This window comes from Thermoanaerobacterium sp. RBIITD (genome assembly GCF_900205865.1).
In the GTDB taxonomy this organism is placed as follows: domain Bacteria; phylum Bacillota; class Thermoanaerobacteria; order Thermoanaerobacterales; family Thermoanaerobacteraceae; genus Thermoanaerobacterium.
Genome location: NZ_LT906662.1, coordinates 62,322 through 78,733, shown reverse-complemented (window position 1 = coordinate 78,733; position 16,412 = coordinate 62,322). Strand labels below are relative to the sequence as shown.

Genomic DNA, 16,412 nt, shown 5'->3' with positions numbered 1-16,412 from the left:
AAAATATTACGTGGGGGGTTTTTGAATGAGGATTATAGGTATTGACCCTGGAATTGCAATAATGGGTTATGGTATAATTGATTATAATAAAAGTAAATATTCAGTTTTAGAATATGGTGCAATTACTACAAATGCTGGTGTTAAAAAAAGTTCGAGATTAAAAGATATTTATGACGGTATAATTTCAATAATAAAAAAATACGACCCTGATGTAATGTCAATAGAGGAATTATTCTTTTATAAAAATGCTAAAACAGTTATAACAATAGGCGAATCTCGTGGTGTAGCAATTCTTGCAGCAATAAATAGCGGAATAGATGTTTTTGAATATACACCACTTCAAGTTAAACAGTCAGTCGTAGGATATGGGAGAGCTGAAAAAAAGCAAGTGCAGATAATGGTGAAGGCAATACTAGGATTAAAAGACATACCAAAGCCGGATGATGTGGCAGATGCTCTTGCTGTTGCCCTTTGTCACAGCAATAGCAATATTATGAATATGAAATTGGAGTCCATAAAATGATAGCTTACATAAAAGGATATATAGCAGAAATAGGAAAGGACTATGTAATAATAGAAACATCAGGGATAGGATTTAAAATAATTGTGCCTTTTAGCACATTGAGAGAATTACCACATATAGGCGAGACAATAAAGCTTCATACATATCTACATATAAAAGATGATGGATTTCAAATATATGGCTTTTTGACGAATAATGAAATAGATGTATTTGAAAAATTGGTTGCGGTAAATGGTGTAGGGCCTAAAGCGGCAGTATCTATTTTATCTACTATAACACTTGATGAATTATATACTGCCATAAAAACTGGCGATTATAAAATTATAGAAAAATCACCCGGAGTCGGTAGAAAGACAGCACAGAGGATAATACTTGAGCTAAAAGATAAGCTAATAAATGATGCGTATAACATAAATGGCGATGATTCTTCAAGTGATGTATTGAATGCATTATTATCGCTCGGCTATACAAAACAGGAATCATTATCTGCATTATCTGGTATAGATTGTACAGATGCTGAAAATGCATTAAAACAGGCATTAAAAAAGCTAATGAAATAAGGTGATCATATGGAGGATAGGATTTTAACACAAAATTTTATACAGGAAGATGCCTCCGAATATTCATTGAGACCAAGAAAATTAACAGAATACATAGGACAGTCAAAAGTAAAAGAAGAATTAAATATTTATATAGAAGCAGCGAAGATGAGAAATGAACCACTTGATCATGTTCTGCTTTTTGGACCACCTGGACTAGGCAAGACAACTCTTGCAAATATTATCTCTAATGAAATGGGTGTTGGAATAAGGATTACATCTGGGCCGGCTATAGAAAGAGCAGGGGACCTTGCGGCAATTCTTACTAATCTGCAGGAAAATGATATACTTTTTATTGATGAGATTCATAGACTTAATCGAAGTGTAGAAGAGATTTTATATCCTGCTATGGAGGATTTTGAACTTGATATCATTATAGGAAAAGGCCCCAGCGCAAGGTCGCTAAGACTTGATTTACCACATTTCACTCTTATAGGTGCAACAACGAGAGCAGGTCTTATGACATCACCTTTAAGAGATAGGTTTGGCGTAATTATGAGGCTGGAATTTTATTCCGTTGATGATTTAAGCAAGATTATCAAAAGGTCTTCTTCAATCTTAAATATTGGGATAAACGATGAGGCGGCATACGAGCTTGGCCGAAGGTCGAGAGGAACACCGAGAATAGCTAATAGACTTTTAAAGAGAGTGAGAGATTTTGCACAGGTAAAGGGTAATGGATTCATAGATTATGTGACTGCAAAAGATGCACTTGATTTATTAGGCGTAGATGATATGGGGCTTGAATATATCGATAGAAAAATGCTTAAATCCATCATAGAAAAATTTTCTGGTGGACCCGTTGGAATAGACACGATTGCCGCATCAATTGGTGAAGAAAGTGAAACCATCGAAGATGTTTATGAACCGTACCTGATGCAAATCGGCTTTTTAAGTAGAACTCCAAGAGGAAGAGTCGCTACTAAATTGGCTTATAAATATCTAAACTATAATATTCCTGAATGAGGGGTATATATGTTTCAGAGCTTTGGTAAGATATTGATATTTACGGGGATAGTGTTAATCGTGGTAGGTGTCTTATTTATGTTTGGTGGAAAATTTGGCATAGGCCATTTACCTGGTGATATTATTTATAGAAAGGGCAATTTTACTTTTTATTTTCCACTTATGACATCAATTATATTAAGTTTAATATTTACTATTATTTTATGGCTATTAAGAAGATAAAATGCAAAGGGGTCATTATTGTGAGGCTTAGAAAGTATTTTACATTTGTTTTAATTTTTTCTTTAATAATCATATCTACGGTAAGTTATGTTAAAGCAAGTGTAGATATTCCGAAATTAATTAAAATTGGGCTTTTCTATGGGACAACTTCTAAAACATCATATGTCATATCTGCTACTAATGGCTTTAAAATTGGATCAGAGGATAATACTGGAAATATAAAATATATATACAATTTAACACAAAATAATATATCAGTAAATAAAGATGATAATTATTATCTTTCAATGGGTTCTTTCAACGATCAGGTGACTTTAGATAATGAACTATCAAAGGTTGCTTCAAATGTTCCAAATTCTCTTGTAGGATATGATGGTAATTATCATATTTATATTGGACCATATTTAAGTCAATCTGATGCTCAATCGGCAATGAAAAATCTCGCATCAAAATTTTCTGACATAACATTAGTTTTACCTGATAAAAATATTTTATTAACACAAAATAATAAAAATGTATTTTTGTACAAAGCTGATAACTTTATATATTTGACAAATTTATCTGGTGATAACCCAATGTCCATTGATGGTAAACGCTATAGAGGATTTTTTGAATTTTTAAGACAAGCAGGAAGTGATATAACTGCTATAAACGTATTACCATTAGAAGAATATCTATATGGTGTTGTGCCGTCTGAGATGCCAGGTTCATGGAATATAGAAGCATTAAAAGCTCAGGCTGTTGCAGCAAGAACATATGCTTTATATAATATCGGTAAATATAGTAAGTATGGTTTTGATTTGACAAATGATACCAATTGTCAAGCATACAATGGATTTGATGGAGAATATTCTAATTCTACAAAGGCTGTCGATGATACAAAAGGCGTTGTTGCTATATACGATGGAAAACCCATAGATGCAATATTTCATTCACATAGTGGTGGATTCACAGAAGATAGTGAGAATGTCTATGTAAATAGAGTTCCATATTTAAGAGGTGTTGAGGATAAATACGTATTTGGATACAGTAAATCACTTGATAATTGGGTATTGTATTTTACAAAGGAAATGATAGAGCAGAAATTAAGGGATACTGGTCATGATATAGGCAATGTCAACGACGTAAAAGTTACTGATAAAAGTTGGACAGGTCGAGCTGTAAAAGTAACAATATACGGTGATAAAGGAAATTATGTACTTGAAAAAGATGCAATAAGAAACTTTTTCGGGACAAAAAGCACAATGCTGACAATTAATGAAAATAGTTCAAACTCTGATAGTGATGTATATGTAGAATCAGTAACTGCAACAATTAAAAAAGTTTTAGGCGGAATCAGTGTAATATCACCAAAGGGTATATCTCCTATTACAAACAATGATATTTATGTGGTGGGACGAAATGGGATAAAGCAAATAAATATAAGTAAATCAGCTGCTAATACTTATACGATAAATGGAAGTGGGTATGGTCATGGTGTTGGCTTAAGCCAGTATGGCGCACGTGGTATGGCAGATCATGGGTATAATTATATAGATATATTAAAATACTACTATAAAGGTATTGATGTGTATGATACAATCAATAATAAATCTTTATAAATTGGTATAAATCAAAATACATTGACGTAAATAATGGAGGCATTTAAATGAATTTACATGAATTTTATTACGATTTACCTGAGGAACTGATAGCACAAGAACCTCTTTTAAATAGAGATGAATCGAGAATTATGATACTAAATAGAAGGACGGGTGAAATAAAGCATGATATTTTTAAAAATATAATAAATTATTTAAATCATAATGATTGCTTAGTATTAAATGATACAAAGGTAATACCAGCGAGACTTATTGGTGTCAGAGAAGATACAGGCGGAAAGATTGAGTTTGTACTTCTTAGAAGATTAAAAAATAATGAATGGGAAATACTTGTAAAGCCCGGTAGGCGTGCAAAAATTGGGTCAACTTTTTTGTTTGGAAATGGTGAGTTAAAAGCAGAAGTACTTTCTACTACAGAAGTTGGTGGTAGAATTGTAAGATTCAGCTACGAAGGCATTTTCGAAGAAGTGCTTGATAAACTTGGTGAAATGCCTGTACCACCATATATAAAGAAAAAATTAAAGGACAAGAATATGTATCAGACAGTTTATGCGAAGCATGAAGGATCTGCGGCAGCACCAACGGCGGGGCTTCATTTTACAAATGAGCTTCTTGAAAAAATAAAAGAAAAAGGCGTTAAAATAGTATTTGTAACCCTTCATGTTGGTCTTGGTACATTTCGACCTGTTAAGGAAGAAATAATTGAAGAGCATAAGATGCATTCTGAATTTTATGTTGTAAAAGAGGATGCTGCAGAAACTATAAATAATGTTAAAAAGAATGGGGGACGTATAATTTCTGTTGGAACAACATCAACAAGAACATTAGAATCTGTTGCTGATGAGAATGGAGTAATTAAACCAGGCAGCGGATGGACAGATATATTTATATATCCAGGATATAAATATAAGGCGATAGATGGCCTTATAACAAATTTTCACTTGCCTGAATCCACATTGATAATGATGATATCTGCTTTTGCTGGTAGAGATAATGTTATGAATGCATATAAAGTAGCTATAGAAAATAAATACAGATTTTATAGTTTTGGTGATGCAATGCTAATCATATAGAAATAGGAGGATATAATGACAGCAATAAAATACGACTTAATAAAAAGAGATTCAAGAACAAAGGCAAGGCTTGGTGTTTTACATACACCACATGGTGATATAGAAACACCGGTGTTTATGCCTGTTGGTACACAAGCAACCGTCAAGTCTATGACGCCTGAAGAGCTTAAGAATATAGGTGCAAAAATAATACTGAGTAACACATATCACTTATATTTAAGGCCTGGTCATGAATTGATTAAAAAAGCAGGTGGTTTGCACAAATTCATGAATTGGGATAGAGCAATACTAACAGATAGTGGTGGATTCCAAGTTTTTAGTTTAGGACCATTAAGAAAAATAACAGAAGAGGGTGTAGAATTTCATTCGCATCTAGATGGATCTAAACACTTTTTGACACCGGAAAAAGTCATCGAAATAGAAAATGCTCTTGGTGCTGACATTATAATGTCATTTGATGAATGTACACCATATCCGGCGGATTATGATTACGTTAAAAAATCTATGGAAATGACCGTAAGATGGGCAAAAAGAGGTAAGGAAGCACACAAAAATACTAATAAACAAGCTTTATTTGGTATTGTCCAAGGTGGTACCTATGATGATCTTAGAAAAGAATGTACTAATATGTTGGTTGATATGGATTTTCCGGGTTACTCTATTGGAGGACTTAGTGTTGGTGAAGAAAAAGAATTAATGTACCATGTAGTCGATTATACGACGGAATTTTTACCACAAGACAAGCCAAGATATCTTATGGGTGTTGGAAGCCCTGATGACTTAATAGAATGTGTTATAAGAGGCATTGACATGTTTGACTGTGTACTTCCTACAAGGATAGCCAGAAATGGCACCGTGTTGACAAGCAAAGGAAGACTTATCATACGTGATGCTCCACATGCGGAAGAATTTATGCCATTGGATGATGAATGCGATTGTTATGCATGTCGGAATTTTTCGCGGGCATATATAAGGCATCTATTTAAAGCTAATGAAATTTTGGCAGCAAGGCTTGCTACAATACATAATTTGAGATTTTTAGTTAAACTTATGGAAGACATAAGAGATGCAATAATGCAAGACAAGCTGCTTGAATTTAAATCACAATTTTATCAAAAATATGGTTATGAGGAGGAGTAGTATGCCAAATTCAACTATTTATTTAATTGGTGAAATCGTAGTTATGATAGCAATTTTCTATTTTCTATTGATTTTACCACAGCAAAAAAGAGATAAAAAAGAAAGAGCAATGATTGAAGCATTAAAACCTGGCGATGAAATACTGACGAAAAGTGGCATTTACGGAAAGATATTAAATATAAAGGACGAATCTATTACTATAGAAGTAGGCGCCGATAGAGTCAAATTAAAGATTGCAAAATGGTCTGTTGGAAAAGTAATAAATTCAGCAGAAGAAAAGAAATAATGCGGGAAACCGCATTTTTTTATGTATATCTATGGAGATACTTTGTGTACATAAAAAATGTACTATAGATTATTTATAAGGCATAAAATTTATTGATGAATAAAAGGGGGTGTCTTGTGTGAAAAGCAAATATCAGGAATATGACAATAAAGTTTTGAATATACCAGGGATAATTACGGGAATACTTATAGGTTACATAATCACTTTAGCATTTTTTATAATGTATGCAATTGCATTAACATTTACATCTCTTTCAGAGTTAACTCTTCCTACACTTACAATGTTAATAACAATAATAGGAATAGTTGTGGCAGGTGCTTTGTCCGCACGGAATACGAAAAGCAAAGGTTGGCTAAACGGTGGGTTAGCAGGTTTATTGTATGCCATAATAATGCTGTTACTTGGAGTCTTTTTTGTAAAAGATGTTGGTCCAACATCTGCTTGGGCACTAAAGCTATTATGGGGTGTAATTCTTGGAGCAATCGGTGGTATGATTGGTATCAATCTTTAACTTTTATTATGGTAGATAATATGATATAATCGAATTGGAAGAGGAGGTATGCAAAATGAGACATATTGTTACAATTAATAAACCGTCATTAAAAGAAAGTCTTAAAAAACCTGGATGCGGTGAATGTCAAGCATCATGCCAATCAGCATGCAAAACATCATGCACCGTTGCAAATCAGGAATGCCAAAATTAATTTACATAGGTAAATGGCAGTAATAACAAAAGTATTACTGCCATTTAAAATGACGTAAAAAATTGAGTGAGAAAATGAAAGGAATGCTGTTGAAATGAACAATTCTATACATAAATTTAGACAATTAAATATGTTAATTGTATTAGATCCTGTCAGCGGAGCGATACATGTTGTTGACGATATAACATACGAAATTCTTGATTATTTTGAGAAAAATAAACTTGACGATATAGTTAATTTATTGAGATATAAATTTTCAGAAGAAGATATAATAGATGCATATAATGAAATAAGTGCTCTTAAAAAACAAGGTCTTTTATTTACTGAAGACAAGTATAGAAATTTAGCTATAAATAGGACAAACTCTGTAATAAAAGCATTGTGCCTTAATGTTGCGCATGACTGCAATTTAAGATGTAGATATTGCTTTGCATCCACTGGCGATTTTAAAGGCGGAAGGAAACTTATGTCATATGATGTTGGAAAAAAAGCAATTGATTTTCTTATAAAAGGCTCGGGAAATCGGAAAGTTGTTGAAGTAGATTTCTTTGGTGGAGAACCCTTAATGAATTTCGATGTTATTAAAAAATTAGTCGACTATGGTAGAAAACAATCAGCGCAATTTGGCAAAACTATTAAATATACAATTACTACAAATGGAGTTTTGCTTGATGATGACAAAATTAAATATTTAAATGAGAATTTTTCAAATGTTGTTTTAAGTTTGGACGGGAGAAAAGAAGTCAATGATATGATGAGAAAGAGAGTTGACAATAGCGGTTCTTATGACGTTATTGCGCCTAAAATCAAAAAGTTTGTTAATATTAGAGGAAATAGAGAGTATTATGTAAGAGGCACTTTTACAGCCCAAAATCTCGATTTTACGAATGATGTATTACATATAGCAGATATGGGAATTAATGAAGTCTCAGTAGAACCTGTAGTAGAAAAAGATAAAACGGATTATGCTTTAAATGAAAATCATCTTGAAACGATATTAAGAGAATATGATAAGCTAGCGGAAGAGTATATAAAAAGAATAGACGAAGGAAGGCCTTTTTCTTTTTATCATTTTAAGATAAGTCTTGATAATGGACCATGTATAAGAAAAAGACTTCAAGGCTGTGGTGCCGGTTTTGAGTATGTTGCCATAACTCCTGATGGTGACATATATCCGTGTCATCAGTTTGTCGGAAATGATGAATATAAGCTTGGAAATTTAAATACTGGTATAGTAAATACCGCATTACAAAAATTATTTTTAGATAGCGATATATATAAAAGGAAAGAATGTTCGGAATGTTGGGCAAGATTTTACTGTAGTGGTGGCTGTTATGCAAATAATTATAATATCAATGGTGATATAAATAAACCATATAAACTGGCATGTGAAATGCAGAAAAAAAGATTTGAATGTGCTATAGCAATAAAAATATATCAGATAATGAAGGGTGATAAAGATGATAAAGAACTTTGGAGAAATACAGCCAGCAATTGATGGTGGTGCACTCATAGCTTCTTCTGCAGAGATAATAGGTAAAGTAATAATTGAAAAAAATGTTAACATCTGGTATGGAGCAGTAATAAGAGGTGATATCGATGAAATTACGATTGGTGAAGGAACAAATATTCAAGATAACTGCACAATACATGTTACAGAAGGTCATCCTTGTGTAATAGGCAAACACTGTACGATAGGACATAATGCCATAATACATTCAGCAAAGATTGGAAATAATGTTCTTATTGGTATGGGAGCTATTATTCTCGATGATGCAGTAATCGAAGACAATTGTATAATAGGTGCAGGTGCACTCGTAACTGGCGGGAAAGTTATACCAGAAGGACATATGGCATTTGGGAATCCGGCAAAGGTTATTAGAAAGCTGTCAGAAGATGAGATAAATAGCCTTGACTTGTCATATAGGCATTATGTGGAATTGGCAAAATTGCAATTCAAGACATTTATATAATTGACCGTTTACAATAAAAGTAATATAATAAAAAATAGTGAACAAAAGAAAGGAGATTATGATGAAGTCAAGAGGTATTGCTAAATTTTTAACTGTAATAGTTGTTGCCGCTATTATAGCCTATATAGCTTTTTTTGGCATTAATGCAGGCAATTATTCAATTACTCCTGTACAAAAGAACATAAGACTTGGTCTTGATTTGAGAGGCGGTGTGTATGTTTTAGAGCAGGCGGAAGGAAATGTAACGCAGGATGCAATGACAAGGGCGATTGCAATAATAAGAAATAGGGTTGACTCTCTTGGTGTTGCACAGCCACTAATTGTTCAACAAGGATCAAATAGGATACGTATTGAAATACCAGATGTAAGTAATCCAGATCAGGTTATCTCGTATTTAGGACAGACGGCACAGCTTAAATTTGTTGGACCTGACGGCAAGGTAATATTGACTGGTGCAGATGTAAAAGACTCAAAAGCCGTTTATCAAACAGACCAAAGTGGAGTTCAACAACCTGTTGTAACGCTTGTACTTAACGCCAAGGGTACGAAGGCATTTGCTGACGCAACAAAAAAATATTATCCTAATCATGAAATAATATCTATTTACCTTGATAATAAAGTTATTTCAGCACCACGTGTTGATGCGGAAATAACTGATGGAAATGCTGTAATACAAGGTATGAAGGATTTCAATGAAGCCAAAAATTTGGCTAATCTCATAAGAGCGGGTTCATTACCTGTGACATTAAAACAGGTTGAATATAATTCTGTAGGTGCAACACTTGGACCAAGTGCATTGAAAGCCAGTGAAGAGGCAGGTTTATATGGTTTAATAATAGTACTTTTATTTATGATAGCATTCTATAGGTTGCCGGGTCTTATTGCAGATATTGCACTCGGAATATATATACTTATAAACTTTATTGTATTTTCACTGCTTCATGTTACGCTTGATTTGCCAGGTATTGCCGGTATGCTATTGTCAATAGGTATGGCAGTCGATGCTAACATAATTATATTTGAAAGAATGAAAGAAGAAATGCGAGCAGGTAAATCTATCAGAGCTTCCTTAGACGCTGGATTTAGAAAGGCATTTGTTGCCGTATTTGATTCAAACTTGACAACACTTATCGCAGCGTTTGTTCTGTTCTTTATGGGCGCAGGTACTGTCAAAGGCTTTGCATTAACGCTTATAATAGGTGTTCTTGCAAGTATGTTTACTGCTATAACTGTATCTAGGTTCTTGCTAAAAGCAGTTGTTGAAACAGAGTTTACAAAAAATATTAAAGTGTACGGAGCGTAAGGAGGTGAAAAACATGAGATGGAATAACATTAAATGGAATATTGATGTTATCGGTAAAACAAAAGTATGGTTTACAATATCTGGAATAATAATATTAGCTGGATTGATTGCGATGTTTACCATGGGTCTTAACTGGGGTCTAGATTTTACAGGTGGTACTGTTATGGAATTTGATTTGCATAAGACAGTAACAACAAGTACAAACACTGAGATTACAAATTTATTGAAGTCCCACGGTGTGAAAGAATCACAAGTAAAAGCTATTGGAACTAACAACACACATGTATCAATTTCAACACCAAGCCTTGATGATAAAACAAGGACAGAGGTTATTGATGATTTAAAATCAAAATATAAATTAACTGACAAAGACTTAGTATCTTCACAAAATGTTGGCGCAGCACTGGGAAAAGAAATGCAAGTGGGAACAATCTTTGCATCATTAGTTGCTGCTGCTTTAATGCTCATATATATTGGTTTTAGATTCAATTTTGAAATGGGTGCTGCAGCAGTTTTAGCATTGATACATGATATATTAATTATGCTTGCAGCATATGCATTACTTAGAATTGTCGTAAATACACCGTTTGTTGCAGCAATACTAACAGTCTTTGGTTATTCTATAAATGATACAATAGTTATATTTGATAGAATTAGAGATAATATAAAACTAATGAGAAAGTCAAGTTATGCAGAAATTGCAAATGTCAGTATTAATGAAACGATGACCCGTTCTATAAATACAGTTATGACAGTTTTATTGATGCTTATACTCATGTACTTCTTTGGACCAGCGTCAATAAAGAGCTTTGCACTACCACTTTTAATAGGTATTGCAAGTGGTGCATATTCGTCAATATTCATTGCAAGTCCATTATGGGTTATATTTAAGGACAAGGAAGGAAAAAATAGAGTAGGAAATAAGACAGGTAATAAACCGCAAAGGGCATGATTGGAGGTGATAACATGCTTAAAGAGATGTTTCTCGCAGGGCTCGGAGCTGTTTCACTAACAAAGGATAAGATAGAGGAAATAGCTCAGGAACTCATAAAAAGAGGAGAAATTACTGCTGAAGAAAAAAATAATTTTATAAGCAGTGCAATGAATTCTGTAAAAAAGCAAAAGGAAATGCTTAAAAGCAAGGCGTACGAAAATGTTGAGCAATTTGCCAAAGAAGCTAATTTGGTGACTAAGGATGAGTATAATTCATTGCTTCAAAGAGTTGTAGAACTTGAGAGCAGATTAAACCAGTTAAATTCAACAAATCAAAACATGTAAATTTCATTATTAGTGGCATAATACTTTCAAGGTATATTGCCGCTATATTTTTATTGAGGTGTAAAAATGAGATTTCTCAGTATTTTGTCAAATAAAAAATATATCATTAGGTACAAAGAAATTTTAAAAGTGCTTACTAAAAATGGTTTTGGTTTTATCGCTGAAGTTTTATCTAAAAATAAGCGGATACCATTTATATTTATTAAAAAGAATTATGTATCTATTTCTCTTCCAGAGAGAATTAGGATAACTCTTGAAGAATTGGGACCAACGTTCATTAAAATGGGTCAATTATTAAGCACGAGACCTGATTTATTGCCACATGACGTTATTGAAGAATTGACTAAATTGCAGGACGGTGTTCCACCTGTTGATTTTGATATCATAAAAAAGATAATCGAAGATGAATTAGGGTCATCAATATCAGTGTTATTTCAAATGTTTGATGATAGACCTATTGCATCAGCGTCAATCGGACAAGTATATAGAGCTCGTACTATAGAAGGATATGACGTAGTTGTAAAAGTACAGAGACCTGGGATATATGATAAAATTGTTGGCGATTTAACTATTCTTAAAAGTATTGCGAGAATCCTAAATGAGCGATTAACTGACTCACCGATTGATTTTGTAGATGTTGTTAATGAATTATCTACATCTCTTTTGAATGAATTAGATTATACCCTTGAAGGTAATAATGCTGCTAGATTTAAAGAAAACTTTATAAATGAGGATTATGTATACATACCTGAAATATATTGGAATTATACTACGAAAAAAGTACTTACAATGGAGTACATAGATGGAATTAGTGTTAAAAATAAAAATTTACTGATAGAAAAGGGATATGACTTAAAAAAAATAGCATATGATGGTGCAATGTCAATATTAATGCAAATATTTGAGTATGGGTTTTTCCATGGTGATCCACATCCAGGTAATATACTTGTGAGATATGATGGCACGATTTCGTATATTGATTTTGGTATTGTTGGTTATATCGACAAGTCAAATCGAGAGATGATAATAGAACTTTTTAAAGCATTTGCAGATAATGATACAGATGAAGTTATAAGTATTTTATCTGATATGGACGCAATAAGAAGTGATACAAACATTAAAAATTTAAAGTATGATTTGAGCAATGTAATAAGTTATTTTTATAATACACCTTTAAAAAATATTAATATAGAGGATTCAGTTAGAAAGATAATGACCATAATTTATAAGTACAAATTAATGATGCCTGCTGAGTTTACACTGCTATTAAAATCTCTTGCCACAATTGAAGGTGTTGGAAAAGAGCTTGACCCCGATTTTAGTATTTCTGATATAGCAAAGGATTTTATACATAAGATCTATATAGAGAATTTTAGTTTATCAAAGACAGTAAAAGTTAATTTAAAAGACCTCCATAAAATATCGCTTCAATTTAGGAAGTTTCCAAGAAAATTGCAGAGCATCCTTACTAAAATAGTAAAAGATGACGTTAAGGTAAAGCTGAATATTGAAGAAACTGAAAAAATGAAATATGACTTAAATTTGATGATAAATAAAATCATCATAAGCATTATAGCATCTTCTCTTATAATTGGTTCTTCGCTTATTTTGTCATCAGATGGTGGATATAAGTTATATGGATATAATGTAATTGGGCTGTTGGGTTTTATTGTATCATTTGTATTATGTTTAAGTATTGTTTATAATATAATATTTGTCGAAAAAAGAAAAAAATGAGGCTGATTTGTGAGGTGGTTTAATGACAAAGACTTATAGGTGGGTGACAAAAAAAAGTCTTAATGAGGATTTTGTTGAAGAAGTTAGAAAAAGATTTAATTTAAAATATTTTATAGCAAAAACAATTGTTAATAGAGGTTATGATGATTTAAATAAAATAAATGAATATTTAAATCCAAATTTAAGTATGCTGTATGATCCATTTTTATTAGACGGTATAAAAGAATCTGTTTTAATTATTAAAGAACATATTAATAAAAATAATAAAATCACTATATATGGTGATTATGACGTTGATGGAATAACAAGCACATCAATATTATATAGAACTTTAAAAAAATTAGGAGCAAATGTTGATTTTTACATACCTGATAGGTTGCAGGAGGGTTATGGTATTAACAGTGATGCAATAAACAGGATACATGAATCAGGAACAAATCTCATAATAACTGTAGATTGTGGTATAACATCAATTAAAGAAGTCAGCATGGCAAAGAGCTATGGTATGGATATCATTATAACAGATCATCATCAGGTTCCTGATATTTTACCAAATGCGTTATGTATAATAAACCCACATATTAAAGATAGTAAATACCCATTCAAAGACCTTTCAGGTGTTGGTGTCGCATTTAAGTTATGTTCGGCTCTTATCGATGAGGAAGCATTGGAATATCTTGATATAGTTTCTATTGGGACAATTGCTGACATAGTACCTTTAACAAGTGAAAATCGTATAATCGTAAAAGAAGGTTTAAAAAGACTTATTACAACAAAAAATAAGGGCTTACGGGCTCTAATCAAGGTATCAGGACTTGAAAATATGGTCATTAATACACATCATGTAGGATTTATATTAGCTCCACGTTTGAACGCAGCTGGAAGACTTAAAAGTGCAATATCTTGTGTTAAATTGCTTACTACAGAAGATGAAAATGAAGCAAATAAAATCGCCAATTACCTAAATAATGAAAATACTTTAAGGCAAGAATTAGAAAAGAAAATTCTTGATGAAGCGATAATGCAGGTTGAAAATAATATTGATTTAAGTACAGAAAAATTTATTGTTTTATATAGTAATAATTGGCATCCTGGTATTATAGGAATAGTTTCATCACGGATAACAGAAATATATTCGAGACCTTCTATCCTGATAAGCGTCCAAGATGGAATCGGAAAGGGATCAGGAAGAAGTATAAAGGGATTCAATATATATGAATCTTTAAAGTATTCAAGTGAATATCTTATTAAATATGGTGGCCACGAGATGGCTGCCGGTATAACTATAAAAAGCGAAAATATAGAAGCGTTTAAAGAGAAAATAAATAATTATGCAAATGACTGCCTGAATGATGTTGATTTAGTACCGATTATAGAAATAGAGTCACACATAAAGGATGAAAAAATTAACGCTGATGCAGTTAAACAAATTAATCTGTTAGAGCCATTTGGCAATGGCAATGTTGCTCCGATTTATAGTATTGACAATTTGGTTATTAAGAATATAAGTACTGTCAAGGGAAATCGACATTTAAAACTTTGCGCGCATAAAGATGGTGTTGATTATGATATAATAGCGTTTGATATGGGAAGCGAAATAAATAAATTAAAAGTGAATGATCTCATAGATGTAGCGGGATATATTAAAATCAATGAATGGAATAATGTGGAACAAATTGAGGTAATTGCTAAAGATATAAAGATTAAAGAGAGAAATATCGAATATTTTAAAAACCTTTTAAAGACTATGATGGATCTTCAAGATGTACAAATTAAAGATATATGTTGTAATAATATGATAGATATGAGGGGAATCAGCGATAAAAATGAATATGTCCTAAAAACTTTCAAAAGCGACGAAGATGTAGCGGTGATAGTAAACACAAGATTTCAATTACAAAAACTTTTAAAATATCTTAAAAGGAATAATTTTTTTGATTATAAATTAAGCCAAGGGGAAATTTATGAACAAAGAGTTATATTTTGGAACATCAATAATGCTAATTTAATAAATAGGTTTAAAAATATATTATTTTATGATATACCATTTAATGCGAAAATGTTTTATAATATATTAGCACAGAATAATGGAGATGTAAAAATCCATTTACTTTTTGGTGATAATGATTTGTTATCAAATTTTAAAGATTTGAAAGAGATATTGCCGAGAAGGAGTGATTTTGTCAAAATATATAAAAATATCAGTAAAAACAGTAACGATATTTTATTTAAGGATCAAATATATAGCAAATTTAATATTAATACTGTAAAAGTGCTATATTGCATAAAAGTTCTCAATGAAACCGGATTGATAAATGTTAAAGAAAGTGATAATATTTTTGTGTTAGGTAGAAATAATATGGACGAAAAAATAGACTTACAAGAAAATGAGAATCTTAAAAGCATATATGTTGCTAAAGATAATTTTTTAAAGTTTGCTAATACAATATTAAAAATAAAATTTAAGGAGGAAACAGCATGAAACTTGATGATGTAAAGTCGTTAATTAGGGAAATACCAGATTTTCCAAGGAAAGGGATAGGTTTTAAAGATATAACACCTGTATTAAAGGACAAAGATGCATTTTCGTATTCAGTAAATATGCTTGCAGATGCATTAAAAGGACGAAATGTTGATTTGATTGCCGGACCAGAGGCAAGAGGATTTTTATTTGGAGCACCATTAGCTTATAAAATGGGAATTGGCTTTATACCTGTAAGAAAGCCAGGAAAACTTCCTGCGGAAACAATTAAGTATGAGTATGAGCTAGAATATGGAATGGATTCATTAGAAATACACAAAGATGCTATAAAAAAAGGGAAAAGAGTTGTAATAGTCGATGATTTACTTGCAACAGGTGGTACTATTTTTGCTGCTGCAAAACTAATAGAAGAATTAGGAGGTATCGTTGATTGCATTTTATTTTTGACGGAATTAACATTCCTCGATGGTCGTAAGAAGCTTGACGGATATGATATAATTTCATTAATTAAGTTTTAATGTGGTA

The 16,412-nt window shown here is 32.0% G+C and carries 18 protein-coding genes; all 18 read left to right on the top strand.

The window, feature by feature from the left end; all coding sequences use genetic code 11:
* Positions 1-25 precede the first annotated feature (25 nt).
* The 18 genes from ruvC (at position 26) to CPG45_RS00305 (ending at position 16,405) form a co-directional block, all read left to right on the top strand.
* Positions 26-523 carry a crossover junction endodeoxyribonuclease RuvC gene (ruvC, locus tag CPG45_RS00390; RefSeq protein WP_096230123.1) on the top strand — a complete coding sequence of 166 codons (498 nt, stop codon included), beginning with the start codon at positions 26-28 and terminating at the stop codon, positions 521-523.
* Positions 520-1,083 (top strand): Holliday junction branch migration protein RuvA, encoded by a 564-nt coding sequence (gene ruvA / locus CPG45_RS00385; RefSeq protein ID WP_096230122.1) that lies wholly within the window; start codon positions 520-522, stop codon positions 1,081-1,083. The genes ruvC and ruvA overlap by 4 nt, the downstream gene beginning before the upstream one ends.
* 9 nt (positions 1,084-1,092) lie before the next feature.
* Entirely contained in the window at positions 1,093-2,088 is a 996-nt protein-coding gene (gene ruvB / locus CPG45_RS00380; protein WP_096230121.1) for a Holliday junction branch migration DNA helicase RuvB, read from the top strand.
* Positions 2,089-2,097: 9 nt separating this feature from the next.
* Positions 2,098-2,310, top strand: a complete 213-nt coding sequence (locus CPG45_RS00375; RefSeq protein WP_096230120.1) for a DUF2905 domain-containing protein — start codon at positions 2,098-2,100, stop codon at positions 2,308-2,310.
* Between the two features lie 20 nt (positions 2,311-2,330).
* Positions 2,331-3,911: a SpoIID/LytB domain-containing protein gene (locus CPG45_RS00370; protein WP_096230119.1), complete on the top strand. Its 1,581-nt coding sequence runs from the start codon at positions 2,331-2,333 to the stop codon at positions 3,909-3,911.
* A gap of 47 nt (positions 3,912-3,958) precedes the next feature.
* Positions 3,959-4,984, top strand: a complete 1,026-nt coding sequence (queA, locus tag CPG45_RS00365; protein ID WP_096230118.1) for a tRNA preQ1(34) S-adenosylmethionine ribosyltransferase-isomerase QueA — start codon at positions 3,959-3,961, stop codon at positions 4,982-4,984.
* A gap of 15 nt (positions 4,985-4,999) precedes the next feature.
* On the top strand, positions 5,000-6,124 hold the full coding sequence (tgt, locus tag CPG45_RS00360; protein WP_096230117.1) for a tRNA guanosine(34) transglycosylase Tgt: 1,125 nt from the start codon (positions 5,000-5,002) through the stop codon (positions 6,122-6,124).
* A gap of 1 nt (position 6,125) precedes the next feature.
* Positions 6,126-6,410 (top strand): preprotein translocase subunit YajC, encoded by a 285-nt coding sequence (gene yajC / locus CPG45_RS00355; RefSeq protein WP_096230116.1) that lies wholly within the window; start codon positions 6,126-6,128, stop codon positions 6,408-6,410.
* Positions 6,411-6,528: 118 nt separating this feature from the next.
* A complete protein-coding gene (locus CPG45_RS00350; protein ID WP_096230115.1) occupies positions 6,529-6,921 on the top strand; it encodes a TIGR04086 family membrane protein in 393 nt (130 codons plus the stop codon).
* A 55-nt stretch (positions 6,922-6,976) separates the two neighbouring features.
* The gene (gene scfA, locus CPG45_RS00345) at positions 6,977-7,114 is read left to right on the top strand and encodes a six-cysteine ranthipeptide SCIFF (protein ID WP_096230114.1); all 138 of its coding nucleotides are present in this window, start codon (positions 6,977-6,979) and stop codon (positions 7,112-7,114) included.
* A 94-nt stretch (positions 7,115-7,208) separates the two neighbouring features.
* Positions 7,209-8,612 (top strand): thioether cross-link-forming SCIFF peptide maturase, encoded by a 1,404-nt coding sequence (scfB, locus tag CPG45_RS00340; RefSeq protein ID WP_096230113.1) that lies wholly within the window; start codon positions 7,209-7,211, stop codon positions 8,610-8,612.
* Positions 8,575-9,087, top strand: coding sequence for a gamma carbonic anhydrase family protein (locus CPG45_RS00335; RefSeq protein ID WP_096230112.1), 513 nt, complete (start codon positions 8,575-8,577; stop codon positions 9,085-9,087). The genes scfB and CPG45_RS00335 overlap by 38 nt, the downstream gene beginning before the upstream one ends.
* Positions 9,088-9,148: 61 nt before the next feature.
* A complete protein-coding gene (gene secD / locus CPG45_RS00330; RefSeq protein ID WP_172856607.1) occupies positions 9,149-10,390 on the top strand; it encodes a protein translocase subunit SecD in 1,242 nt (413 codons plus the stop codon).
* Positions 10,391-10,403: 13 nt separating this feature from the next.
* A complete protein-coding gene (gene secF / locus CPG45_RS00325; protein WP_096230110.1) occupies positions 10,404-11,342 on the top strand; it encodes a protein translocase subunit SecF in 939 nt (312 codons plus the stop codon).
* A 14-nt stretch (positions 11,343-11,356) separates the two neighbouring features.
* On the top strand, positions 11,357-11,668 hold the full coding sequence (locus CPG45_RS00320) for a phasin family protein (protein WP_096230109.1): 312 nt from the start codon (positions 11,357-11,359) through the stop codon (positions 11,666-11,668).
* Between the two features lie 66 nt (positions 11,669-11,734).
* On the top strand, positions 11,735-13,405 hold the full coding sequence (gene ubiB / locus CPG45_RS00315) for a 2-polyprenylphenol 6-hydroxylase (protein ID WP_096230108.1): 1,671 nt from the start codon (positions 11,735-11,737) through the stop codon (positions 13,403-13,405).
* Between the two features lie 22 nt (positions 13,406-13,427).
* Positions 13,428-15,887 carry a single-stranded-DNA-specific exonuclease RecJ gene (gene recJ, locus CPG45_RS00310; protein ID WP_096230107.1) on the top strand — a complete coding sequence of 820 codons (2,460 nt, stop codon included), beginning with the start codon at positions 13,428-13,430 and terminating at the stop codon, positions 15,885-15,887.
* Positions 15,884-16,405, top strand: coding sequence for an adenine phosphoribosyltransferase (locus CPG45_RS00305; protein WP_096230106.1), 522 nt, complete (start codon positions 15,884-15,886; stop codon positions 16,403-16,405). The genes recJ and CPG45_RS00305 overlap by 4 nt, the downstream gene beginning before the upstream one ends.
* Positions 16,406-16,412: the final 7 nt, after the last annotated feature.

Bases quoted from the DNA above. Each gene is read 5' to 3' on its own strand.
- ruvC (WP_096230123.1), top strand. From the start codon at position 26: ATGAGGATTATAGGTATTGACCCTGGAATTGCAATAATGGGTTATGGT.
- ruvA (WP_096230122.1), top strand. From the start codon at position 520: ATGATAGCTTACATAAAAGGATATATAGCAGAAATAGGAAAGGACTAT.
- ruvB (WP_096230121.1), top strand. From the start codon at position 1,093: ATGGAGGATAGGATTTTAACACAAAATTTTATACAGGAAGATGCCTCC.
- CPG45_RS00375 (WP_096230120.1), top strand. From the start codon at position 2,098: ATGTTTCAGAGCTTTGGTAAGATATTGATATTTACGGGGATAGTGTTA.
- queA (WP_096230118.1), top strand. From the start codon at position 3,959: ATGAATTTACATGAATTTTATTACGATTTACCTGAGGAACTGATAGCA.
- tgt (WP_096230117.1), top strand. From the start codon at position 5,000: ATGACAGCAATAAAATACGACTTAATAAAAAGAGATTCAAGAACAAAG.
- yajC (WP_096230116.1), top strand. From the start codon at position 6,126: ATGCCAAATTCAACTATTTATTTAATTGGTGAAATCGTAGTTATGATA.
- scfA (WP_096230114.1), top strand. From the start codon at position 6,977: ATGAGACATATTGTTACAATTAATAAACCGTCATTAAAAGAAAGTCTT.
- scfB (WP_096230113.1), top strand. From the start codon at position 7,209: ATGAACAATTCTATACATAAATTTAGACAATTAAATATGTTAATTGTA.
- CPG45_RS00335 (WP_096230112.1), top strand. From the start codon at position 8,575: ATGATAAAGAACTTTGGAGAAATACAGCCAGCAATTGATGGTGGTGCA.
- secD (WP_172856607.1), top strand. From the start codon at position 9,149: ATGAAGTCAAGAGGTATTGCTAAATTTTTAACTGTAATAGTTGTTGCC.
- secF (WP_096230110.1), top strand. From the start codon at position 10,404: ATGAGATGGAATAACATTAAATGGAATATTGATGTTATCGGTAAAACA.
- CPG45_RS00320 (WP_096230109.1), top strand. From the start codon at position 11,357: ATGCTTAAAGAGATGTTTCTCGCAGGGCTCGGAGCTGTTTCACTAACA.
- ubiB (WP_096230108.1), top strand. From the start codon at position 11,735: ATGAGATTTCTCAGTATTTTGTCAAATAAAAAATATATCATTAGGTAC.
- recJ (WP_096230107.1), top strand. From the start codon at position 13,428: ATGACAAAGACTTATAGGTGGGTGACAAAAAAAAGTCTTAATGAGGAT.
- CPG45_RS00305 (WP_096230106.1), top strand. From the start codon at position 15,884: ATGAAACTTGATGATGTAAAGTCGTTAATTAGGGAAATACCAGATTTT.